Source organism: Lyngbya sp. CCAP 1446/10, from assembly GCF_026130175.1.
GTDB lineage: Bacteria > Cyanobacteriota > Cyanobacteriia > Cyanobacteriales > Microcoleaceae > Microcoleus.
In genome coordinates this window covers 23,212-47,069 of record NZ_JAIGNI010000046.1, presented here as the reverse complement: position 1 = coordinate 47,069, position 23,858 = coordinate 23,212, and the positions used below count along the sequence as shown (strand labels likewise).

The 23,858-nt window shown below is 46.2% G+C and carries 23 protein-coding genes; 15 read left to right on the top strand and 8 right to left on the bottom strand.

All coding sequences use genetic code 11. The annotated features are described in order from the left end of the window. The first annotated feature begins 149 nt into the window (after window positions 1-149). Window positions 150-1,094: an aldo/keto reductase gene (locus tag K4039_RS19010; RefSeq protein ID WP_265237469.1), complete on the top strand. Its 945-nt coding sequence runs from the start codon at window positions 150-152 to the stop codon at window positions 1,092-1,094. Between the two features lie 202 nt (window positions 1,095-1,296). Here the strand turns inward: K4039_RS19010 and K4039_RS19005 are convergent, their stop codons facing one another. Further along, complete coding sequence (locus K4039_RS19005; protein ID WP_265237468.1) at window positions 1,297-1,473, bottom strand: hypothetical protein; 177 nt, start codon at window positions 1,471-1,473, stop codon at window positions 1,297-1,299. Here K4039_RS19005 and K4039_RS19000 point away from each other — a divergent pair. Next, window positions 1,465-1,983: an isoprenylcysteine carboxylmethyltransferase family protein gene (locus K4039_RS19000; RefSeq protein WP_265237466.1), complete on the top strand. Its 519-nt coding sequence runs from the start codon at window positions 1,465-1,467 to the stop codon at window positions 1,981-1,983. The genes K4039_RS19005 and K4039_RS19000 overlap by 9 nt on opposite strands. Window positions 1,984-1,988: 5 nt before the next feature. Here the strand turns inward: K4039_RS19000 and K4039_RS18995 are convergent, their stop codons facing one another. After that, window positions 1,989-3,284, bottom strand: a complete 1,296-nt coding sequence (locus K4039_RS18995) for an NB-ARC domain-containing protein (protein WP_265237464.1) — start codon at window positions 3,282-3,284, stop codon at window positions 1,989-1,991. A 473-nt stretch (window positions 3,285-3,757) separates the two neighbouring features. On the opposite strand from K4039_RS18995, the gene K4039_RS18990 reads away from it, so the two are divergent. The 4 genes from K4039_RS18990 to K4039_RS18975 all read left to right on the top strand — a co-directional run bounded on the left by K4039_RS18990 (window position 3,758) and on the right by K4039_RS18975 (window position 8,072). Beyond that, the gene (locus K4039_RS18990; protein WP_265237463.1) at window positions 3,758-4,501 is read left to right on the top strand and encodes a hypothetical protein; all 744 of its coding nucleotides are present in this window, start codon (window positions 3,758-3,760) and stop codon (window positions 4,499-4,501) included. A 124-nt stretch (window positions 4,502-4,625) separates the two neighbouring features. Further along, a complete protein-coding gene (locus K4039_RS18985) occupies window positions 4,626-6,308 on the top strand; it encodes a peptidoglycan-binding protein (RefSeq protein ID WP_265237461.1) in 1,683 nt (560 codons plus the stop codon). 40 nt (window positions 6,309-6,348) lie between these two features. Then, window positions 6,349-7,164, top strand: coding sequence for a M15 family metallopeptidase (locus K4039_RS18980; RefSeq protein WP_265237460.1), 816 nt, complete (start codon window positions 6,349-6,351; stop codon window positions 7,162-7,164). A gap of 26 nt (window positions 7,165-7,190) precedes the next feature. Beyond that, window positions 7,191-8,072: an SH3 domain-containing protein gene (locus K4039_RS18975; protein ID WP_265237458.1), complete on the top strand. Its 882-nt coding sequence runs from the start codon at window positions 7,191-7,193 to the stop codon at window positions 8,070-8,072. Window positions 8,073-8,452: 380 nt separating this feature from the next. Here the strand turns inward: K4039_RS18975 and K4039_RS18970 are convergent, their stop codons facing one another. Next, entirely contained in the window at window positions 8,453-8,617 is a 165-nt protein-coding gene (locus tag K4039_RS18970; protein ID WP_265237457.1) for a hypothetical protein, read from the bottom strand. Between the two features lie 150 nt (window positions 8,618-8,767). Between K4039_RS18970 and K4039_RS18965 the strand changes: the two genes are divergently transcribed. From K4039_RS18965 to K4039_RS18950, 4 genes are all read left to right on the top strand, one after another. Continuing rightward, window positions 8,768-10,135: a hypothetical protein gene (locus K4039_RS18965; RefSeq protein ID WP_265237455.1), complete on the top strand. Its 1,368-nt coding sequence runs from the start codon at window positions 8,768-8,770 to the stop codon at window positions 10,133-10,135. Between the two features lie 564 nt (window positions 10,136-10,699). After that, entirely contained in the window at window positions 10,700-12,274 is a 1,575-nt protein-coding gene (locus K4039_RS18960) for a chloride channel protein (protein ID WP_265237453.1), read from the top strand. Window positions 12,275-12,343: 69 nt separating this feature from the next. Further along, window positions 12,344-13,237, top strand: a complete 894-nt coding sequence (locus K4039_RS18955) for an Rpn family recombination-promoting nuclease/putative transposase (RefSeq protein WP_265237451.1) — start codon at window positions 12,344-12,346, stop codon at window positions 13,235-13,237. Window positions 13,238-13,278: 41 nt separating this feature from the next. Further along, window positions 13,279-13,758 carry a J domain-containing protein gene (locus K4039_RS18950; protein WP_321161628.1) on the top strand — a complete coding sequence of 160 codons (480 nt, stop codon included), beginning with the start codon at window positions 13,279-13,281 and terminating at the stop codon, window positions 13,756-13,758. Here K4039_RS18950 and K4039_RS29830 read toward each other — a convergent pair. Beyond that, the gene (locus K4039_RS29830; RefSeq protein WP_321161631.1) at window positions 13,755-14,072 is read right to left on the bottom strand and encodes a hypothetical protein; all 318 of its coding nucleotides are present in this window, start codon (window positions 14,070-14,072) and stop codon (window positions 13,755-13,757) included. The genes K4039_RS18950 and K4039_RS29830 overlap by 4 nt on opposite strands. Between K4039_RS29830 and K4039_RS18945 the strand changes: the two genes are divergently transcribed. Beyond that, the gene (locus tag K4039_RS18945; RefSeq protein ID WP_321161630.1) at window positions 13,972-14,178 is read left to right on the top strand and encodes a DUF3143 domain-containing protein; all 207 of its coding nucleotides are present in this window, start codon (window positions 13,972-13,974) and stop codon (window positions 14,176-14,178) included. The genes K4039_RS29830 and K4039_RS18945 overlap by 101 nt on opposite strands. Before the next feature lie 112 nt (window positions 14,179-14,290). On the opposite strand, the gene K4039_RS18940 is transcribed toward K4039_RS18945, so the two are convergent. The 3 genes from K4039_RS18940 to lysA form a co-directional block, all read right to left on the bottom strand. Further along, window positions 14,291-15,037, bottom strand: coding sequence for an isoprenyl transferase (locus K4039_RS18940; RefSeq protein ID WP_265237448.1), 747 nt, complete (start codon window positions 15,035-15,037; stop codon window positions 14,291-14,293). A 20-nt stretch (window positions 15,038-15,057) separates the two neighbouring features. Further along, window positions 15,058-15,951, bottom strand: coding sequence for a diadenylate cyclase CdaA (gene cdaA / locus K4039_RS18935; protein WP_265237446.1), 894 nt, complete (start codon window positions 15,949-15,951; stop codon window positions 15,058-15,060). Between the two features lie 183 nt (window positions 15,952-16,134). Next, window positions 16,135-17,553, bottom strand: coding sequence for a diaminopimelate decarboxylase (gene lysA, locus K4039_RS18930; protein WP_265237444.1), 1,419 nt, complete (start codon window positions 17,551-17,553; stop codon window positions 16,135-16,137). A 163-nt stretch (window positions 17,554-17,716) separates the two neighbouring features. Between lysA and rimI the strand changes: the two genes are divergently transcribed. Further along, a complete protein-coding gene (gene rimI, locus K4039_RS18925) occupies window positions 17,717-18,343 on the top strand; it encodes a ribosomal protein S18-alanine N-acetyltransferase (RefSeq protein ID WP_265237442.1) in 627 nt (208 codons plus the stop codon). A gap of 930 nt (window positions 18,344-19,273) precedes the next feature. Here rimI and K4039_RS18920 read toward each other — a convergent pair. Next, window positions 19,274-19,477 carry a hypothetical protein gene (locus K4039_RS18920; RefSeq protein ID WP_265237441.1) on the bottom strand — a complete coding sequence of 68 codons (204 nt, stop codon included), beginning with the start codon at window positions 19,475-19,477 and terminating at the stop codon, window positions 19,274-19,276. Between the two features lie 181 nt (window positions 19,478-19,658). Here K4039_RS18920 and K4039_RS18915 point away from each other — a divergent pair, with 181 nt between their 5' ends. From K4039_RS18915 to K4039_RS18905, 3 genes are all read left to right on the top strand, one after another. After that, window positions 19,659-22,136, top strand: a complete 2,478-nt coding sequence (locus tag K4039_RS18915) for an ATP-dependent Clp protease ATP-binding subunit (protein ID WP_265237439.1) — start codon at window positions 19,659-19,661, stop codon at window positions 22,134-22,136. 331 nt (window positions 22,137-22,467) lie between these two features. After that, entirely contained in the window at window positions 22,468-23,061 is a 594-nt protein-coding gene (gene lepB, locus K4039_RS18910) for a signal peptidase I (protein WP_265237437.1), read from the top strand. A 317-nt stretch (window positions 23,062-23,378) separates the two neighbouring features. Further along, window positions 23,379-23,702 carry a DUF1825 family protein gene (locus tag K4039_RS18905; RefSeq protein WP_265237435.1) on the top strand — a complete coding sequence of 108 codons (324 nt, stop codon included), beginning with the start codon at window positions 23,379-23,381 and terminating at the stop codon, window positions 23,700-23,702. Window positions 23,703-23,858 lie beyond the last annotated feature (156 nt).

Below are 23,858 nucleotides of genomic sequence, written 5' to 3'. Positions count from 1 at the left end.
CTCCCCCTCTCCCCCTCAATCACCATACAGAATAGGGATGCACAACAGCTTATATCGCCACCAGCCGCTTTTCCTCCTCCAGCTAGAAGCTCAAAAGCGATTATTCCTATAAAAATAATAGACAATAAAGAATTGTGGATTTACAAACCGTGACAACCATTACCCTAGGACAAAACGGCCCAGCCGTCATTCCCCTGTGCGTCGGAACTTGGGCGTGGGGCGACAAACTATTTTGGAACTACGGCAGCAATTACGGCCCCGCCGAAGTAGAAGCAGCATTCAAAACATCCCTAGACAGCGGAGTCAACTTTTTCGACACAGCCGAAGTCTACGGTAACGGCTTGTCAGAAGAATTGCTGGGACAATTTATCAAAAAAACCAGCCAACCCGTACAAATAGCCACCAAATTCGGCCCCGTACCTTGGCGGATTACCGGAAAATCAGTTTCCGACGCCTTGAGTGCCAGCTTAAAACGCTTGCAAGTAGAACAAATAACCCTCTATCAAGTACACTGGCCATTCAGTTTTTTACTAAGTCAAGAAACCTTGATGAACGCCTTAGCAGATGAAGTCAAGCAAGGCAGAATTCAAGCAGTAGGAGTCAGCAACTATTCAGAAGAACAGATGCGCGAAGCCCACAAAACATTAGCAGCCAGAGGAGTTCCCCTAGCAACAAATCAAGTCCGTTACTCATTGCTATCGCGGCAAGTAGAAAAACAAGGAATTGTGCGTGCAGCCCGCGAATTGGGAGTAACGATTTTAGCCTACAGCCCCTTAGCCCAAGGATTGCTGACAGGCAAATACACAACCCAAGAACAACCGACAGGAGCCCGCAAAATGGACTCCCGCTTCAGTAAAGCCGGGATTGAGAAAATCGAATTAGTCATGTCCACCTTGCGGAAAATGGGGAGAAAGCGCGATCGCACGCCCGCCCAAGTTGCCCTAAACTGGTTAATAGCCCAAAACGGAGTCATCCCCATTCCCGGCGCCAAAACCGCAAAACAAGCCGAAGAAAACGCAGGCGCATTAGGCTGGACTTTAAGCCAAGATGAAGTCAACCAACTAGAACTAATGACACGTCCCTGGCTAGAATAGATTTGTTGACTGTTGACTGTTGACTGTTGACTGTTGACTGTTCATTGTTGACTGTTCATTGTTCGCCCTAGGTTGGGTATTACTTCAGTCTACCCAACCTAAAATTCATTTCCCTCGAACCTCAAAATCTATCCGTTAAATCCGCTAAACAATCCGTTGCCGAACTTTCCTATTACCATGAAAATCTTAACTGATTGGGGTTTCACCCGTGAAAGCTTGCGTCAAAACAACTAGCTAAACCGTATTGATTCCTGTTCTTCCTTCTTCCTTCTTCCTTCTTCCTTCTTCCTTCTTCCCTCTTCCTTCTTCCTTCTTCCTTCTTCCTTCTTCCTTCTTCCCTCTTCCTTCTTCCTTCTTCCTTCTTCTTACTATGAAACAACTATTAACTGACTGGGGTTTCACCCGCGAAGGCTTGCGCCACAACAGCCGTGGCGAATATTTAGTATTGCTGCAAGGAGCATTACTAGCAGGATTTGCCATCTTACCAGTTTATCAACTGCCGGGATTCAAAATACAATCAACTCAATTAATTTATCTTACCTGGTTTCTGGCAGCCATGCTCGGTTTGGGTGCATTAATTTTAATCGTCAAAGGATTGATCGACTTAGGAAAAAACCTCACACCTTTACCCTATCCCATAGAAAACGGAGAATTAATCCAAACAGGAATTTACAGCATAGTGCGGCATCCATTATATAGCGGCTTAATTTTAGCAGCTTTTGGTTGGACAATTTTTCAGATGAGCATATCGCACTTAATAGCTACTGCAATTTTACTGATATTTTTTGATATCAAAGCCAATCGTGAAGAAACCTGGTTGAGTGAAAAATATCCCGACTATTCAGACTATCGCCAGCGAGTAAAAAAACTAATTCCCGGAATTTATTAAAAGTTTTAGATTGCGGTTTGAATCAAGCGTTCTGTGATATACTCGACGATCGCCGGCTGTAGCATTAAAGTTGTTGGTGCGCTGTCATTGAGCGATCGCCGATCTTCGATGAGCGATCGCCCCGCCAGCGCCTCCAATGCTTCCATCAGGTCGCGTCCTGAAACTTTGGGCAAAATTTCAGCTTTTAGCCTCGCAGGAGTCGCTGCTTCTTGATTCATGGCCAACCAGTACATGATTTGTTGTTGCAGGGGGGACAGGCGATCGAACTGGCGATCGAGCAAATCCCACAAATCGCTAAAAACAGTATTTCCTTGCAATAAAAATGCCTGAATATCACCGCCAAAAAGTGTTTGAATAGTCGTTGCTGCAAGTTTTATAGCCAGGGGATTGCCGCCAAAGTAGTTGACAATATCTCTACTTTGTAGTAGCGTTGCGTTTAATCCTTTATCGGCGAGGATTTGCTGGCATACAGGCGGTGAAAGGCCGAAGAGTTTGAGCGATCGCACGGGCAAATTTTCGCCCGATCGCACAGCGAACCCGCCCGGTTGTTCTCGCCCCGTTAAAATCAAACAACTTTGGTGCGATTCGTCAGCAATGCGCGCAATTAACAGTCCGTAATCTTCATAGCCTTGTTGGTATTGTCCGCTGCGATTTCCCCCTTGCAAAATCGACTCGAAATTGTCGAGAATTAACAAACAGCGTTTTTGCCGCAACTGTTCCATTAGAGCAGAAATAGAGTTATTTGTTGTCGCCGATGAATTAGTTAAAATCGGTAAAATATTGCTGAGAATAACATCTAAGGTTGGTGCTTGCTGCAAACTGCGCCAAATCACAAATTCAAATTGAGATTGAATTTGCTGAGCGAGTTTGACAGACAAAGAAGTTTTGCCGATACCGCCAATGCCAAAAATACCGATCGCACGGGTAGAATTGCCGCTAATCCAAGTTTCTAATGTTTCGAGTTCCTGTTGGCGGTTGTAAAAAGAAGAAATATCGATCGCTTCTCCCCAATCTTGGATGCAGTTATCTGGTACGCTGCGATGCTGGTAGCGGCGCAAGACTGCTTGAAGATTTTGTTTTGAGACTTTTTCACCGATGATTTGAGAGAGATTTTGCCACAAATGCGAACCGACTTGTTTAATATAATCGTGTTCGTAAAGCAAGCGATCGGCTATCTCTTGATAAGAATGTCCTTCCCAAGTTTCCAGAAAGACGAGGGATTGAACGTCATTGAGTTTTTGCTTTTTATTTGCGGATTGTAACAAAATGTCTACTAGGGCGATCGCCTCTTGTCCTTTCATAAATTGTCAGGTTGATTTATTCAGTATATTTACCGAATATTCTGAATGGGGGTTGTTTTTCAGGATAGAAAACAAATTTATTAAATTAACCGCAAGGTAGTCCCTTTTATACTCGGCGGTTGAAACCGCATTTATACAAACGAATTCGACCTTAACCTACTAAGAAATAAGGGGGGTATTTAATCAGGATTTGGGATGAGGTTAATTTCACAATCTAAAACTTGTGCTGAGCGAAGCCGAAGTATCTCAAATCTCAAATCGATTAAGGGAATTTACGTAAGTTTACAAAAGCCTGTCACTTTTTCTCACCGGCAGGGCGATCTGAGTGGTTTATTCTTTGAATTAAGGCAGAGAACAAGCTGTTCAGACTGTTCAAGATTAAACCGCAGATGTGCGGGATAGTCGATCGGGAAGAGTCTTGTATTGCAACTGCGGGATGACAGCTTATTTATTCAAGGTAGGAGTGAAAGTCTATGGCATCACTTTCAGTAAGTTTGAATCTAAATGGTAGTGTAGGACAAGGTGGTAAGAATCAATCTCACGATGTTCTTGCTGTCAAAAATCGATTAGCTGATTTAGGTTTTATAGTAACACGAGACTCGATCGTAAACTCTGAAATAATTGACATAATTAAACTATTTCAATCGATTATCAAAGGAGAAACAACAATTGTTGGAGATGGCAGAATTGACTTAAATGGTCCTACGCTCAAATTTTTACAAGCAGCAAATGCACCTCAATGGTTAGAAATGCCGAAGGGTTCTGCTTCTGAAGGTTTTATCAACCATGATGAACGTCAGGGAGATAATCATGATTTCGGTACAAACTGGATGGTTGAAACCATTCAGGCTGCGGCTCAAATTTATCTGACGGTATATCTTTCTAGCCATCCAACAGCAGCCTTAATTCAAACTAATGACTTAAGTAAGCCAAAGGGAGGTATTACACCAGTCCATGCCACCCATCAGACTGGTTTATCGTGTGATCTTCGGCTACCTCGCAAAGATGGTCAGGCCGGTGGTATTACATTCAGGGATGCTCAATTTGATCGGGATGCAATGAGAGCAATGCTTAAAGCTATCCACGATCAGGACAAGTATAAAATCAGACGCATTTTCTTTAATGATCTTTCACTTACCGCTGAAGGACTCTGTAAAAATGCGCCTAGTCATGATAATCATGTGCATATTGATATCATTTCCCCTCAACCACAGTAGATATTTATGGGGATGCTGTAATAAGCTTTTGTGGGCTTTAATTTGTGAATTTTAAGTTTTGTTTACAAAATTAAAATAGCAAAGCTTAGATTATTTTTTAGTTATTTTAATAGGAGTTAAATCAGTGGCACTTCTTTCTCTTGGTTCATCCGGTGCAGAAGTTAGTAAGTTACAGGAAAAACTAATTAAATTAGGTTTTTTCAGTTCAACAGCATCAGGAAGTTTTGATGCAACAACAGAATCCGCAGTTAAACGTTTTCAAACTCAGCGCCCGTGGTTACTGACTGATGGTGTTGCTGGGCCTATGACGTTGGGCGAGATTGATGATTCCCTTTCAATATTAGATGGACAAGATGCCTTGAAAGCATTTGCATCTGGTTCTATTTCCCTAGATATGACATCTCTCAGGAGCAAGCGAATATTAAGTTTAGCAATTCAGAGGCGGTTGAGAGGGTTGGGCTTATATCCAGGCGGGAAGTTGATTGATGGTGATTTTGGTTCACGCAGTGAAGGAGCACTCAAAGATTTTTGTAATGGAGTCGTTATTTCAGTTACTACACCTTTGCAACTTACTCCCCCAATCGCAGATAAGTTATTAATCACTCAGCAAATCCCCTCTGTCTTGAATGATGCAAGCAAACCAGGTCGTATTTCAACGAAATATAACGATTTTCAGAAGGCTGTTGGTGCTACTGATGCCAAGCTAGGATTTCTAGATATGGGTGCACAACAGTCTCCATTCAAGGAAACAATCTATCGTGGTAAAGATTTTTTGGCAGCAACAAACTCAGCAGGAATTAAGAGTAGCTCGCCCGGATCAATCAGTTTTTCTAATTATCCGAATATTGGAACTAAACCAACGATTAGCACTAGCAGTTTAAATTTCTTAGGATCTGACATTACAGAAGCCTGTATTTGTCTAGGGCATTTTGATGGGGGACAGCTAACTACAAGTTGGTTGGGCAAAAAAGCACTTGATATTGTTGAGTGTTGGAGCGCTAGTAAAATCATTCCCATTCTGAACGTTCTATCTAAAGTTGGAAATAGAATTCCTGGCAACCCAAGTGACTTGATTCTGAAGAATACAGGCAGTGCGGGACGACAGTTTGAACTTCCTATCGCACTAATTGATATCTGTTCTTATAGAATAGATGTTCCTCACTCTAATGCTTTATCTGCAACTTTGAATGCTTTTGAAAGTAATCGAGAACAATGGATCAAAAATCAAACTGGTAATACTAAATCAATTGAGTTTGGTGGAAAATATGGGATTGCAGCAACAATTGGAGTCCCAGAAATTCGAGATCGCTCCAGCGGCAGCCAAATCTTAAGTTTTCAATCGACTGCTACTGGAGGGAATTTAATTTCTGCTTATGACTTAACAAGATTTATTTCCTTTGTCGGGTGGCACGGACTACTATCTAATACACAGAAATTACCTGGCATTTCGGATAGAGGCATCGAGCAAGCAGTTATTGCGTTAGGTACAGACACCGCACGATATGTGGATACAGCAATTTCGACGCTTGGACTTGAAAATGTAGTAGATTCGCTTGTCGTTCTTTCTAAACTGGGCTTTGGGTTCTCGGAAAAACGTAATGTAACAGAGTTAGTTTACACTGCGTTTGCTCAATTCATTGATCGACAGAATCCAAGTGAGCCAAAATTCAGATTTTTTGCTTTAACTTTGCGTAGCAGCCAGCCGGGTCCGGGGAATGCTGTAGCAATTCAAGTGGATACAGCTATAGCTACCGCTGTGACAGAAATCATTCGGCGAATCGTAACCGAGGATTTTCTTAATAGCTGACTGATTGATTACACATTTTATTGATTTTTAGGAGTTGAACATGGTTCTTTCATTGTTAGAACGTGGCAGCATCGGCGAAGCTGTCGAACGTTGGCAAAACTTTCTCATTGGGCAAGATATTCTAAAGGATGTAGCAGACGGACGGTTTGGAGAGAATACAGAAGATGCAACTAAAGCCTATCAGCGCTTAAAAGGCTTGACTCCAGATGGTCGTGTGGGGCCAAAGACTTATGCTAAAGCACTGGAGGACGGCTTTGATGGAGTATCAATCGATCCTGATTTTCCGCCGAAGCCTAATTTTCTGCCTTTAGTTAGCACTCGCGATCGTCAGGCTATTTTTGGTAAGTTCGATTACCGAGCTAATCCAAGACCTGATAATCCTGAAGCGATAGATATTCTTGGAACTTGGGAAAGTGACAATATCATCAAAGTTGAACTACCAATTTTCCAAACTATTACAGGTGCACCGAGTAGTGGCAAAATGACATTTCATCGTTTGGCAGCACTTCAACTAGAGGGGTTGTGGAAAGTGTGGCAAGTGCAAGACTTACTCCCTCTGATACTGACTTTTGGTGGAAGCTTTGTTCCTAGGTTCATTCGAGGAAGCCGTACTGTGCTGAGCAACCATGCTTTTGGTTCTGCGTTGGATATTAACGTCGCATGGAATCCTTTAGGACACACTCCAGCCTTAGTTGGACAAAAAGGTTCTGTCCGACCATTAGTGCCAATTGCAAATGAGTATGGTTTCTACTGGGGTGGTCACTTCAATGGCCGTAAAGATGGAATGCATTTTGAAGTTGCTAAAATCCTCAGTTCAGCAGAGTTGCAAAATATGAATCGCAAATACGGTATCTAAACCCATCCAATCTTCAGGAGTTAAAAATGGTCAATCTCTACATTGTCAAAGCAACAAGCCTTAATATCCGCTCATCGCCCAAGGTTGAGGAGAGCAATAAGATTACATCTGTTCCTCAAAATCAGGTTATCTCTAAGCTTAGTGTTGCTGAAGATGGTGACTGGTGGAATATCTTAACAATCAAAGATGGGCAACGCTTAGAAGGATTTGTCGCAAGTCATTTTTTAGATCCTGCACCTAAACGAATTCAGGCAATTGGCTGGTTTAAAGAACAATTTCGAGACAAGGTTAACGCTGCTATTTCGGGAACTCCATTTAGCTTGGATCTTCTGGCTGCGATCGCAATGCAAGAAACTTATTATATTTGGGGGAATTTGTACAATACACGATCAATTGATGAAATCTTGAAACTTTGTACGGGTGATACTCTAGATGCCCCTAGACGCTCTGCTTTTCCACAAAACAAATCAGATTTGTTAAAGCAGGCAAAGGGAGATGAAATGTTTAAGATCGCCCGTGCATCATTAGAAGCTGTAGGCGAGGTTGTTCCATCGTTTAAGAAGGTTGCGGATTCTTTTCCCAACAAATTCTGTCGTGGCTATGGCATCTTTCAACTTGACTTACAATTTTTTAAGGACAAGCCCAATTATTTTCTTCAAAAAAAGTGGTATGATTTTGATGAATGCCTAAACCAGTGCGTTATCGAACTTAATGCAGCACTAAGACGCGCTTATGGCAGCGGTAAAAGCACCTTAACGGATAAAGAAAGACTCTATGTTGCTATTGCTTATAATCGAGGCAGTGTGGATTTTTCTCGTAAATGTAAACAAGGATTTCGTGACGACACTGGCAAATATTATGGTGAATACATCTGGGAATACTTACAGCTTGCCAAATCAGTACCTTGAGTCTTGGAGTATACAGAGTTGTGCCGTTGCGGTCTAACAAGCGCTTGCACACGGAACGGAGATTTACGCTATGGTTTATAATGCAAACACTATGACCGTCCCGTGAAGCGCAGTCCGTTAGGCTGCTAAACCTTGACAGCAGCCGACGCGCTTATAACATCTGCTGTTGCCACAACTCGAAAGTCTCTATATTTGAGTTACCATCTCTCTCAACGATCGCCCTTATTGACTCCATCAGCCCGATCGCCCTTCGTAGCCCAAACTGCTAGCGATTAAAATGGCGATCGCACCTCACGCCTTCATTTCCTCACCAGATAACGGGAAATGAAGGTTGCAGGCGCGATCGCCCTTTCCTCTGACTAATGACTGATGACCAATGACTAATGACCATTGCACCCCCGGCATTCTCTCGCTACAAGCAATTGTCGGACTTGATGCTTGACTGAGGAACCATTGGCTGCGAAAATTATTAAACTTGTAGTTGCTAAGCCGATCGCCCAAACAGTCATAATCCCGATCGCACTGACAATCTTTCCTTGTGTCATAGCTCTAAAATCTGCTATTTGTATAAAAATATACGCATAATTTCTAGTGTTGGCGATCGAGTTTTGTCCCGATCTTCTTTTGCCTTATGAAAAAAAACTTAAAACTTAAATTCCTGACGATCGCCCTGATTGCAAGCTTAGCAATAATCGGTGTCGGGTGCGATCGCCTTTTCAAAAAAACCTTTCAACTCCCCGCCTCAGCCAAACAAGAACCCTGGCCAGTACAAACAGGCCTCCGAGTCAACATCCTCCGCGATACCAACCGTCAACCGCATAGTTTTAGTACCAGATGAAGCCACATTCTTAGCAGCAATCCAAAAATGGAATCTCCAAGGAAACTGGCCCATTCTCATCGAAGATAAAAAATATGCGCCGATGTTTTTGCAGCGCTTCCAACCAGAAGAAATCGTCCGTTTACCCAGCATCAAACAGCAACTCTCAAAAGGTCAAAAACTCCAAGAATTAATGCTCAACAGTGCAGCAGCAGCCTGGAATGCCACGAATACTCAAACCTTAAAAGCAAAATGGACTGAGCTTGGCTGGGAGCCCCCAGGAGTAGTAATCACATCAGAAAACGACCCCGCACGTACAGCAGCAGTTGCCTTAGCAGCCGCCCGCGGCCAACCTTTAGTATTTCTCGAAGGTAACTTCGGAAAACCCAACGATAACCTCAATGATGCACAGTGGAAAAATCTGCAAGCAGCGGTTACAAAAGCCGTCGAATCCACCGGATATTTTTACTCTCAACTCGGAGACCCGATCGACACAATCACCATTGTACGCCAACTAGCAGTAAAATATCAATCCCCCAAAAACAAAGACGAACAATGGGCTGTTACCGACGGTTTGGGAAGGCATCCCAACGGCGAACGGTGGGCCGCCGCCGGCTGGATTTATGGCGAAGAAGTGCGATCGATCTATCAAGCCATGTGTGCCATATTTCTCGATAGCGAAACAGCCATGCTTTATGACAGTTACCCCAAAGAAGGAAATTGGGCAAAATATGAAATGGAGTCAGCCGCTAGCGAACTAAAAAGCATAGGCTTGAATGTCGAATTAGTGCAGCAACCAGAAGCTAGCCTGCAAAAGTGGCGTAGTTTAGCATCAAAACCGTGGACATTTGACTTAATATTGATGAATTCCAAAGGCTATCCAAAATCATTTCAAGTCGGTAACGGAGATGCGCCAGTTGACGACATACCAAAACTGCAATTTCCCGCAGCAATCCACATGATTCATAGTTGGTCAGCATCAACTCCAGATGATCCAAATACCGTTGCCGGCAGGTGGTTAGAAAATGGCGCTTACGCCTATATTGGTAGCGTTAACGAACCTTTTTTGGCTGCATTTCTTCCACCTAAAATAATGGTCGATCGCCTAACACGAGGTGCGCCCTTTTTAATCGCAGCCCGCCAGCTAGAATCCCCTCCCTGGAAAGTCGCCACCATCGGCGATCCGCTAATGTCGATCGCCAAACCCAGACCCAGAATCCCGGCCGCCCAACAACCAATCAAGTGATTTTAGATTTTAGATTTTAGATTTTAGATTCTAATGCCAGAAACATCTTGCAAAAATCCAAAACATCTGGAATTGCATCTGCGTTAATCCCCGTTCATCCCCCAAAATCTGCGGTTTTCCGTGTAAATTTGGAAGCACGGCAAGGTACTCTTTTCGTGGAAAAACAATTTAAACCTTAGTTCAAACTCCAAGATTCATCAGTGGAATAAATCTAAAATTCTTCAATTTTTAAATCGAGTGAGCATACAATAATATCGAATCTGCTGAGTTTCCGAATCTGTCATTTAAGCCCCGCCTCTGTTTCAAACAATCCGCCATAAAATACACCTTAATTAACATGATTTGACAAAAAAAATATAACTATATGCTCGCGCTCTCAAGCACCAGATTCATCATTAATTTCCAATTCTTCAATTCTTTAATCTAAAATCCCAAACTTGTACTGAGCGAAGCCGAAGTATCTAAAATCGCATAACTTGTCAATTCCCCTAAAATCACTCAAAATGAGAATAAGAAATAAAATGTAATATTTATCTAACTTCTCAAAGAAGAATTAACCGTTAAATGACAGCCACCCCTCCTGTGGATCTGCCGCCACCTGAGCCAACCGCAGAAACTCCCGAAGCCTCCCGCCTCAGCCCGGTACTCAACCGCCTGCACCCTAGCCCAGAAACCCTCTTGCTCATCCTCTCCCTAGTCATAGGGGGAGTTACGGGCGCAGGCGTCGTCACCTTTCACTATCTCATCCACTTCATCCACAGCCTGATGCTGGAAGACTTCATGGGCGCGATCGCCTCGAAAGGCCCTTGGACGCTAGCCTGCATTCCAACCCTAGGCGGAGTCATCATCGGGCTGATGCGCTGGCGGTTTCGGGATTTTGGCCCGAATATGTCATCGTTAATTGCAGCCACCCGCGGCCTGCAAGAACTCTCCCCCCTCAAACCCATCACCAAAATGGTGGCCGCCTCAGTATCCCTCGGCACCGGCGCATCCCTCGGCCCGGAAGCTCCCAGTGTCGAAATCGGTGCCAACTTCGGAATGCTGCTAGCTCAAGTCTTGCAGCTCTCCCCAGAACGGCAGCGCTTGCTCCTCGGCGCGGGAGCAGCAGCAGGTTTATCCGCCGGGTTTAACTCTCCCATCGCCGGAGTGTTTTTTGCCCTAGAAGTCGTGCTCGCTAGCACTTTCGCCACTTCGTCAGTCAGCGTTGTCTTGCTCTCTGCGGTAGTTTCGGCGCTGATCGCTCAAATTTGTTTGGGAGCTCAGCCGGCCTTTGCTTTGCCTGTCTACGATGTCCGCAGCCCGCTAGAACTGCCGCTGTACATGGGATTGGGACTTTTGGCGAGCTTTGTGTGCCTAGCTTATACAGAAGCAATTCAATTTACCGATCGCTGTTTTCAAGGAAAAATCCGAGGATTTGGTTGGCTCGGACGACTGCCCCGCCCGTTTCATCCGATCCTCGGCGGCGCGATTGTCGGCTTAGTCGCCCTGCAATTTCCTCAAGTTTTGGGCGTAGGCTACGAAACAGTTGAAGCGATGCTGCAAGATGTGAAATTTTCCTTACCTTTGCTGTTGTTGCTGCTATTGGTCAAATTAGCGGTGACAGCAATCAGCCTCGGCAGCGGTTTGGTGGGGGGGATATTCGCTCCGGCGATGTTTTTGGGAGCTTGTCTGGGTTCGGCTTACGGCATCTTTTTGGAAATGATCCCGGCATTGAGCGATCGAGTTGCAGGCCCTGCTGCCTACGCAATGGTGGGAATGGCCGCCATCCTCGCCGGTAGCGCCAAAGCACCGCTGACAGCCATTTTGTTGATGTTTGAATTAACCCGCGATTACAGGATTGTGTTGCCTTTGATGGCTGCAGTCGGATTGAGCGTTTGGTTGGTGGAGTTTGTCAACCGCCGATCGACCACTCACAGCCTTAACCTGCACCAAATGGGCGTAGATGTCGCTGTCAATTCCCCGCTCGCAGCCAGAGAGCAGTTGCAGGATTGGGAAGATGTTCTGGGCGATCGGATTGTCACAGAACTAATTTCTTGCCAGCTTCCCATTGACGGCGAACAGAGCAGCGAAGAGTCTGAATTGGCGATCGCTAATGCACATTTGCCACAAGATGTCAAGCCTTTGTCGGAAACAAAATAAGCAGTTTGACAGCTCTCAAATCCCCTACTCCGTCACAAAACTAATAGCCAAAAACCTAAATATACAGCCATGATATTTATCAACCCAAAAACCGATTACGCCTTCAAAAAAATCTTCGGTTCATCAGAAAGCAAAGATATTCTGATTAGCTTTCTCAACGCCTTAATTTATGAAGGCAATTCTACCATCGAAGACTTAGAAATTATCAACCCAAATCTGCCGCCCAAACTTGAAGGCTTAAAAGATAGTTATCTGGATGTGAAAGCCAAACTCAAAGACGGCACTTTAGTCATCATTGAAATGCAAGTGCTCAACGTCCAGTCTTTTGGCAAACGAGTTTTGTACAATGCAGCAAAAACCTATGCTTTTCAATTGGAAGCAGCACAAGGATATCGATTGCTGAAGCCAGTGATTGCTTTAACAATTACGGATTTTGAAATGTTTGCTAACAGCGAAGAATGGATTTCGAGATTTGTATTCAAGGAAGTCAATAAAAACTTTACTTATCCCGAAAATGACCTGGATTTAGTGTTTGTAGAGTTGCCCAAGTTTACTAAAGGAGAGGAGGAACTTGAAACCTTAGCAGATAAATGGATTTATTTCATGAAAAATGCCAGAAGTCTCACATCAATCCCAGAAGCAATGGATAGCATACCCGAAATACAGGAAGCTTTTAATATTGCGAATCAATCCAAGTTAAGCCGCGAGGAAGTGGCAGATTTGGACAGAAGAGAACAGTTTATTTATGACCAACAGGGGGCGATTATGAAAGCAACTGAGGAAGGAAGGGAAGCAGGAATAGAGGAAGGACGAGAGGAAGGAAAGCGAGAACAGAAGCTGACGATCGCCCGACAGCTACTTTCACGCCTCGATGACGAAACCATCAGCCAAACCACAGGGCTGACGCTGGAGGATGTGCGGAATTTGCGATCGACACAGGCGTTGCCCCCAAATTTAGGCTAAAATGATCGAAAAATATTCATAACAAGCCTAGAGGCGCTGAGGTGAATCCTAACCAGGTAACTGCGAAAAACAAAAGTCAAAAAATCTCAGGAAAAACCCCCTTGGGTTCCGGTCATTACGGCTTGTTAGGGCTCCATCCTTCAGCCTCCGCGATCGAAATTCGGCGATCGTACCGGGAACTGAGCAAACTCTACCATCCCGATACCACCGACCTGCCGCCCTCCGTCGCCACGGCCAAATTTCAGCAGCTAAACAACGCCTACGCCACTCTCAGCAACCCAGAACGCCGCCTCGCCTACGACCTCAAAATAGGCTACTCTCGCGTGAACGTGATTCAGTCGCCCCCAGGCTTCAACACTCCGGTTTCTCGATCGCGTGAAAAAATTTCTAACTCGGTTTACCTAGACCCCACGGATCGCCCTCTTTCCCCAGGAGAAATATTCGCCCTGTTTATCATGGGAACTACTTTAGTCGGATGTTTGGTACTGGCGATCGCGATCGGCTTAATTCGCGGCAATTAAACAGTGTTGACTGCAAAAATTGGTTTGACGACGCACTCATAAGCCTCTGGGTGCGGTGTGCATCGCCCCACATATACTTCCCTCTTCCTTCTTCCTTCTTCCTTCTTCCTTCTTCCTTCTTCCTTCTTCCTTCTTCTATAAAATCCTATGACTCTTCCTTCCGCTGATACTCCTTTATACAGCCATCCACTCCCGGAAATCGAGCAGTGGCTAATCAGTCGCGGCTGCGAGCAAGACCGGCAAGAACTCCACTGCTGGCAGATCGATCGACCTACCTGGAAAGCAGAACTCTTACTCGATATCGACCAAATCACCGTCCGCTACATTGACGGGGGGGGCGACGGTAAAGACATTCAGCGAGCCTTCAAATACTCTCTCTCGCGTCACGACATTGAAGATGCCGTTTTCTCAGGCCCCTAATTTGATTTTAGATTGGCGATTTTAGATTTTAGATTGAGGAATACAGTTCAGAATCAACCTAATTGGCAACTGAAAAATTAATCTAAAATCCAAAATCCAAAATCCAAAATCGTTAGACTTTGCCAAATCTGCGGGTGCGTTGCTGGTAATCAGACAAAGCGCGGTGAAACTCCGATCGATCAAAATCCGGCCACAGCGTCTCAGTAATGTAAATTTCCGCATAAGCCATTTGCCACAGCAAGAAATTGCTCAACCGCATTTCCCCACTCGTCCGAATCAGCAAATCCGGATCGCAAACATCAGCAGTATACAAATAGCGTTTAAATAAAACCTCATCAATCTCCTCCGGCTGCAACTTGCCTTCTTGTACCTGAGTGGCGATCGCCCGACAAGCCTGTACAATCTCCTGGCGGCCGCCATAATTCGTCGCCACCCGAAACAAAATCCCCCGATTGTGCTTAGTTGCCGTCACAGAACGCTCGATTTCCGCCTGCAAAGACTTCGGCAAAGCTTCCAAATTCCCCATAAATTGAATTTGCACGTCCTCGTCCACCATCTCCCGCAATTCTTGTCGCAGCTTCCCCTCAAACAAACTCATCAAAAAATCCACCTCTCCGGCCGGCCGCCCCCAATTCTCCGTCGAAAAAGCATAGGCCGTTAAAGCTGGAATCCCCCAATCTTTGCAGCAGCGCAACAATTCTTTCAGGGCGCTAGCCCCCCGGCGGTGTCCCGCAATCCGCGGCAACCCCTTATTCTTAGCCCAGCGCCCATTGCCATCCATAATCACTGCTATGTGCTTAGGCAGTAGTTCTTTTTGTAGATCCGCAGGCAGCTTTTCCAAGCAAATTCCTTGACTCATGGTTTCTCCCGATTACCCGACTAACGGCGCAGTATCCGCTTTAACAGTGTCACTCCCTTCAATCCTATCTGCCGTCCGAAATTGCCGATCGGAATTGGAGCGACAACTCTTTCTCCCTCCGACGGAAACAGCTTTGCTTCCAGCAATTCCTTAAGTTTGCTGCTAGTCAAAGGTCGATTTAACATTCCCATATGCGCCAGAGAAATCGAACCCGTTTCCTCAGACACCACGACGCACACGCAAGCTTGCACCCGTTCGGTAATCCCCATCGCCGCCCGGTGGCGGGTTCCCAACTGTCGCGACGCGCTGCGATCGGACAAAGGCAAAATTACCCCCGCCGACACGATCCGCGAAGCTCGAATCAAAACGGCACCATCGTGTAGCAAAGTTTGCGGCTGAAAGATTGTCTGCAACAATTCCTTAGAGATTTCAGCATTTAGCTTGACTCCCGGCACTGAAAAATCCCGATCGTCGATCGGAGAATCTGTTTCTACAATTAATAAAGCGCCCGTGCGGTTTTGCGAAAGTTCTTTTACTGCGTCCACAATTTCATCTATTACGCTGTCCGGTGCGGGAGTTGGTCGGCGATCGCGTCCAAACAATTGTCTAAATTCCCCCCGCCCTAATTGTTCCAGAAATCGGCGAAACTCCGACTGCAATATTACCGCCATTGCCACAGCAGAACCTGTCACCAAGCTGTTGAGGGCAACGTGTAACAGCCTCAATCCAGCCCAGTTGCTCAGTGCCGTCGCCAGCATCAAAATAATAAATCCCCGTACCATCCACAGCGTCCGGCGCTCCCCGACGATGACGAGCACCAAATACGCAAGCGTAAATACCAGTCCAATATCGATCGCCTGAACCAATAAGGACTCAACGAGGCCAAAGTTATAGCCAGATTGTTGATTGTTCATGGTTCATCGAACGCTACCGCCTGTGAACCGCGAACCGTGATGCACTCGAACCAGTGAACCATGAACAGTTGTTATTCCAATCGCGTGACTAAACAAGCCAAAAGTAAAAAGTTAAAAGACAATCATCAAGAAATCAAAATGAATTATCTTACTTTTTACTCTTTACTTTTTATTTTTTACTTCTTACTTTTGAGTTCCGAGTCGTGCCGGAAGGCGATCGAGCCTCAGCAAATCCTGGTAAGTTTCCCGCTGTAAAATCGTGTTAACTTCCCCATTTTTCACTAAAACCGCTGCCGGTCGGGGTACTCGGTTGTAGTTAGAAGACATACTGTAATTGTATGCTCCTGTAGCCGTAACGGCGAGAATATCTCCCGCCTGACACTCTGGCAATTTAGCATCTTTAATCAGAACATCGCCTGACTCGCAGTGTTTCCCAGCAATTGTCACTGTTTCCGTTAAGGGATCGCGCATTTTGCCGGCTGCGAGGATTCGATACACTGATTGATAGGTAATAGGACGCGGATTGTCCGACATTCCCCCATCCACAGCTAAATACGTCCGCATTCCCGGAATTACTTTTTTAGAGCCTACGGTGTAAGCGGTGACGCAGGCTGTACCCACGAGCGATCGCCCCGGTTCGCAAAGCAATTTCGGTAATGGCAATTGCTGCCGCTCGCAAGCTGCTACCACTGCGGTGCAAATTGTCCGAGCCCAATCGTCAATGCTAGGAGGATCGTCCGTCTCAGTATAGCGAATGCCCAACCCACCGCCAATATTAATTTCTGTGGCAGGCAAATCATAACTTTGTGCTTTTGTCAAGGCCTGAATTATGACCTCGGCTAAGTCGTCGTGGGGTTGCAGTTCAAAAATCTGAGAGCCGATGTGAGCGTGCACTCCCACACAATATAATGACGGCTGTTCGCTGATGAACTTAAATACTCGATCGAGCGAATTGGGATCAAAGCCAAATTTACTATCGATTTGGCCGGTTTGAATATACTCGTGGGTGTGACACTCAATTCCCGGAGTAAACCGCACCATCACTCGTGTCGGCCCACCTTTTTTACTGGTGACACCCAATTTTCCCAACTCAGAAAGAGTCTCTAAATCCTGCCAATTGTCAGCTACGGTAGTGCAGCCGCTTTCGACAGCTAGCTGTAGTTCCTCGCGGGACTTGTTGTTACCGTGGAAATAGATTTTGTCAGGGGTAACGCCAGCTTGCAGTGCAGTATGGATTTCGCCGGCAGATACGACATCGCTGCCTAAACCTTCGGAAGCTGCGATCGCGCAAACCGCCAAACAACTCCAAGCCTTAGAAGCATAGAGCACTTGAGTTTCGCCCGGATAGTAACGTGCAAAAGCATCCCGGTACTGCGTGCAAGCCGCCCGCAGCGTTTCTTCATCTAAAATGTACAGCGGCGAGCCAAATTGCTCCACCAAAGCTGTCACTTCGCAGCCTCCGATTTCTAGCCGATCTCGGCTGTTAACGCGGGCTGTCAGCGGTAAAAGTTCTTGATTGGGCGATCGACTTGAGAGAGCCTCTTGAGACTCAGACAGGTACTGAAGTCCAGATTCCACCCTGAGAGATTGAGTTGATACCATCGGCGCAATAACTATCCTTGGTGATTATTCATTTTTCAGAAGTCCTTAGCCGGCAGCGAACAGTCGCTGCTGTAGACTAATGTTTAGAGACTGATTAGCAATTACTCGACAATAGCAAAAAAAACTAATCGCTACTTTATTTTCTAGTGTACAATTTACTGCCGTGCGTTTTCTAGAAATTAAACAGATCGCCGCCGAACACCTCAACAGTGCGGTCGAGCTCGATCGCCTTTGTTTTGGCGGACTTTGGACGCTCGAAGGCTACAGGCGCGAGTTAGGCAGTCCTAACAGCGATTTATTGGGTTTGTGGACATGGGAAACAGCAGACTGCGCCTCAGAAAAATTGGATAGCGAACTCGATCCTTTTGATATTTTCTCCCCTCAAAACCGGGCGAACACCGGGGCACCGCCCCTACAAGCAACCCAAACGCTGATCGGCTTGGGTTGCTTGTGGGCAATTTTAGAAGAAGCTCACATTACCATTTTGGCGATCGATCCGCGCTTTCAAGGTCGGGGCTTGGGACAAGCTCTGCTTTGGGCCTTGCTCAAATCGGCTTGTGACAGACAATTAGAACGGGCAACTTTAGAAGTGCGATCGTCCAATTTAGCAGCAGTGGCGCTGTACGAAAAATTTGGATTTCAAGAAGCAGGAAGGCGCAAACGATACTACGAAGACACGGGAGAAGATGCTCTGGTGATGTGGCGCAGTGGCATGGAAAAACCGGATTTTCAGCAATATTTGGCGGTTGAGAAAGTGCAAATTTGCGATCGGCTGCGGCGGAATAAATGATAGCGGGCGATCGACCTTTGGCCGTTTTGAATATGATTTTGTGCAGCTTTTAACCTCAAGTCCAGTCAATCAAACGCGATCTCGTGTCCGGTCGATTGATCGCAATAAGATTGGTTCGTAGTGTGGACTTTAGTCCGCAGAATGGGGAGCATCTCAGTTTTGCAAAAAGCATTTTTTTATTATAGTGCGAGCGTCCCCGCTCGCGTATTGTAGGTAGGAGCGAGCGGGGACGCTCGCACTAGAAATGCAAAACTGAGATGCTCCCCAGGTTTAACTCCTGTTACCTATACGGCCAGTGATCTTGACGAATTCCCTGACGCTCCTGTTTTGGCTTTCGAGAACGGAATTCCCACTCAATTTGGTTTCCAAGTTATTTCTGGAAATGACGGATTTATGTTCGCAGATCCCAAGGCATTTTTTTTATTCTTGCGAAATGGAACTATTGGAGGCGATGGGGTTGTGACTAGACCTCTTGCAAAAATCTTCAAGTCATAGAGCAACCGCAGATATCGGGCAGATAAACACAGATTGACGCAGATGGTTTCAGGGTATTTTCGGATTTTTGCAAGAGGTCTACTTTAGAAACAACCAACGAATCTCCTCCTGTACAATAGAACGCCTCCCCCTTCGCCTCATTGTTGGCTTTTTTGGGCTTGAGTTCAGCTCATTTGTGGAGTCTCTGGGCTTCGGAACTAGACTTCCCGACAAGGATCTTTTAGGCTTGACTTTTCTGCGGTTTTGTAGAGACCGCTGTGAATTTTAAATCCTCAAAGTTGAGGAATGCTACTTGAGAGCTAAGCCAAGCGCGTGACAATTACACCGGACGCACTCCTGACCAAAGAAACCGGGTTTTTCAATTAATTTGATGGCTACAGCGAAGATTTTCTGCAAAAACCTGGTTTTTGACCTCCCCTGCGATCGCGCAATGGATTAACATCGAAAAGCTCGATCGCGCCCGTAACACATAAGTTTTGTGAAGCAACCTCCACACACTTTCAGATGTATGAATTTACGATCGCGCTCGATCGCAAAAAACATTGTGCTAGAATCCATCAATACGTAGTCGTAGGTTGGGCACAGGCCGAGAAGAGCAATCTTCTGGCAGTCTAGGGGAGGTTGTAGGTCAGCCACCATTTGGGTCTTCCCAGTTGAAAGCCACCCTGCAACATGAGCCTGGAATCTGCAACCGCAGCCGAGTGCGGCAGAGCGGTGGGAGTGTCGCGCTAGAATTAGCATCACGAGTTAAAACTCGAACAAAAACGCTCGTTGTGCGAGCGTGACCTCAAAACGGGCATATAGCAGGTGGGAATAAATCATGTTTGAACGCTTCACAGAAAAAGCAATAAAAGTAATCATGCTGGCCCAGGAAGAAGCTCGCCGCCTGGGTCACAACTTCGTAGGGACAGAACAGATCCTCCTGGGTCTGATCGGGGAAGGAACCGGAGTTGCGGCTAAAGTCCTCAAATCAATGGGGGTCAACCTCAAAGATGCTCGGATTGAGGTCGAAAAAATCATCGGGCGCGGTTCGGGCTTCGTAGCAGTCGAAATTCCGTTCACCCCTCGCGCCAAGCGGGTTCTAGAACTGTCCCTCGAAGAAGCTCGCCAACTCGGACACAACTATATCGGCACCGAACACCTGCTGCTCGGCCTGATTCGCGAAGGTGAAGGAGTAGCGGCCAGAGTCCTGGAAAATCTGGGAGTAGACTTGTCGAAAGTCCGCACCCAAGTGATTCGGATGCTGGGAGAAACCGCAGAAGTCGCAGCCACTGGCGGCGGCGCTCGCACCAAAACCCCAACCCTGGACGAATTTGGAGCCAACCTGACTCAAATGGCGGTCGATGGTAAGCTTGACCCCGTAGTCGGTCGGCAAAAAGAAATCGAACGGGTAATTCAAATCCTCGGTCGCCGTACCAAAAATAACCCGGTACTGATCGGCGAACCCGGAGTCGGTAAAACTGCGATCGCCGAAGGCCTGGCCCAGCGCATCGCTAACAACGACATCCCAGACATCCTCGAAGACAAGCGCGTCGTCACCCTCGACATCGGCCTGCTCGTCGCTGGTACGAAATACCGGGGCGAATTTGAAGAGCGCCTGAAAAAAATCATGGACGAAATCCGCACGGCGGGTAACGTGATTTTGGTGATTGACGAAGTGCACACTTTGATCGGTGCTGGTGCGGCGGAAGGCGCGATCGACGCAGCCAACATTCTCAAGCCAGCTTTGGCTAGAGGCGAACTCCAGTGTATCGGTGCTACAACCCTTGATGAGTACCGCAAGCACATCGAGCGCGATGCCGCCCTAGAGCGACGCTTCCAGCCCGTGATGGTCGGCGAACCCACCGTTGATGAGACGATCGAGATTCTGTTCGGTCTGCGGGAACGCTACGAACAGCACCACAAGCTGAAAATCTTGGATACGGCCTTGGAAGCCGCAGCCAAACTCTCTCACCGCTACATCTCCGATCGCTTCCTCCCAGACAAAGCTATTGACTTGGTAGATGAAGCTGGTTCCAGAGTCCGCTTGATCAACTCCCAACTTCCCCCCGCAGCCAAAGAACTTGATAAAGAACTCCGCAAAGTCCTCAAAGATAAAGACGAAGCGGTGCGTTCTCAAGACTTTGACAAAGCAGGCGAATTGCGCGATCGAGAAATGACGATCAAAGCCGAAATTCGCGCGATTTCCCAAGCAAAAAAAACCGACTCGGCGGCCCGTGGCGACACCGATCCATCGCCAGTAGTTACCGAAGAAGATATCGCTCAAATCGTCGCAAGCTGGACGGGCGTACCGGTTAACAAACTAACTGAATCTGAGTCCGAAAAGCTGCTGCACATGGAAGATACCTTGCACCAGCGTTTGATCGGCCAAGAAGAAGCAGTGAAAGCCGTTTCCCGTGCCATTCGTCGCGCTCGCGTTGGGTTGAAAAATCCCAATCGCCCGATCGCCAGTTTCATCTTCTCCGGGCCCACCGGTGTCGGTAAAACCGAATTGACCAAAGCCCTAGCCGGCTACTTCTTCGGTTCCGAAGACGCGATGATTCGACTGGATATGTCCGAATACATGGAACGTCACACCGTCTCCAAACTAATCGGTTCCCCTCCAGGCTACGTCGGCTACAACGAAGGCGGACAACTCACAGAAGCAGTCCGCCGCCGTCCTTACACCGTCGTATTGTTCGACGAAATCGAAAAAGCCCACCCCGATGTCTTCAATATGCTCCTGCAAATATTGGAAGACGGCCGCTTAACCGATGCCAAAGGTCGCACCGTAGATTTCAAAAATACGCTGCTGATTATGACTTCCAACATCGGTTCTAAGGTGATTGAAAAAGGTGGCGGTGGCCTCGGCTTCGAGTTCAGCGACAACCAAGCCGATGCTACTTACAACCGCATTCGCTCTTTGGTTAACGAAGAACTCAAGAACTACTTCCGCCCAGAATTCCTCAACCGACTTGACGAAATTATCGTCTTCCGTCAGTTGAATAAGGAAGAAGTCAAGGAAATTGCCGTCATCATGCTCAAAGAAGTGTTCGGCCGCTTGACAGAACAGGGAATCACGATGGAAGTGACCGAGAAATTCAAAGAAAGGCTGGTAGAAGAAGGCTACAACCCCAGCTACGGAGCTCGACCCCTGCGCCGCGCTATCATGCGGTTGTTGGAAGACAGTTTGGCTGAGGAAATCCTTTCTGGCCGCATCAAAGACGGTGACACCGCTGTTGTGGATGTGGATGAAGCCGGTGTTGTGAAGGTGCTGCAAGGTCAAAAGCGGGAATTGCTGCCCCAAGGTGCTGAGTAAGGTTGAGTGGCGTGCGATCGCATCGGGAGTAAAGTTGTGAAATAACTAATCTCGCGATCGCAAATAACTCACAATCCTTACATAAAAAAAGGTAGAGAATTAAAATTCTCTACCTTTTTTATGAGTTAATATTAACAGAATGCACTCAACTTTTCTAAGTATTTTCGTCTCAAAAAAACCTAAGACAGATCAACTCGGTTTCTGTAGGGTAGCATCCCCGTCTCTTCCCTGACGGGTTTCTGAATAGCCAAACAAAGTTTTACGTTTAATTAGAGCGACTTACTTCAATGGCAATTAGATAATTAGTGGCAACTATATAGCGAGGACTTTCATGACATCTGAAAAAAAGAATTTGGGTACAGAAGTAGTAGAAATTCCGGCTGAAACCTGGTGGATGAAAGCCTGGAAGTCGCAGCGAGAAAATATTCAGATAGTAATTATTGCTTTGGGTTTAGCAATAGTGATTCGAGCGTTGGTGGCAGAACCGCGTTTCATACCCTCAGATTCTATGATACCAACTTTGCGCGTGGGCGATCGCGTCGTAGTCGAAAAAATCTCCTACTACCTCGAAACCCCAAAAACTGGCGATATCGTAGTATTCGCCCCGCCGGAACAGTTGCAAGAACAAGGCTTTACCGCCGACCAAGCATTTATCAAACGGGTAATTGGCTTGCCTGGTCAAACCGTTGCTGTTAAAAAAGGTCTAGTCTACCTCAACGACAAACCCATCGTCGAAAAATATATTGCCGAACCTCCTAAATATCAGTGGGGGCCTTATGTCGTCCCGGAAAATCAATACTTCGTGATGGGAGACAACCGCAACAATAGCAACGACTCCAGCAGGTGGGGATTTTTACCTAAGAAAAATATCATCGGCCGTGCTGTAGTCAGGTTTTGGCCACTAGAACGTATTGGGCAAGTTTGAAGTCATTAGTCATTAGTCATTAGTCATTAGTCATTAGTCATTAGTCATTAGTCATTTACAAAGCTCGCGACGGATAAAAAGTTCCTGAGCAGGGACGCTCCCACTGTCAAAAAATGCTTTTTGCAAAAATGAGATGCTCCATCTCCCCATCTCCCATTCTCCGCCTCTCCGACTATCCTGTACGGAAATTTCTACTGATTCTTGCGCCTTGAGGGGTAGGGACTTCCTCCGGCAAATGATAAAATACTACCAAAGGCAGCGGGATTGCCGGCCTAGATCAAAATCAATTCAATATTAAAAAATTAGGTAGGAAAGTTATGGGATTTTTTGATTCAGAAATTGTTCAGCAAGAAGCCAAGCTGTTGTTTGAAGACTATCAATCTCTCGTCACACTAGGCGGCAATTACGGCAAATTCGATCGCGAAGGCAAGAAAATGTTCATCGCTCAGATGGAATCCATGATGGACCGCTACCGGATTTTTATGAAGCGCTTCGAGCTGTCTGAGGACTTCATGGCTCAGATGACTGTAGAGCAGTTAAAAACACAGCTCAATCAATTTGGCATCACGCCCCAGCAGATGTTTGAGCAAATGAACTCAACGCTGGAACGGATGAAATCTGAACTGGAAAAACAATCATAGGAAGAAGGAAGAAGGAAGAAGGAAGAAGGAAGAAGGAAGAAGGAAGAAGGAAGAAGGAAGAATGCTTATAGACCTAGTTTTTGAGTCATTAGTCAACAGTCAAAATTCAACTAATGACCAATGACCAATGACTAATGACTAATGACTCATGACTAA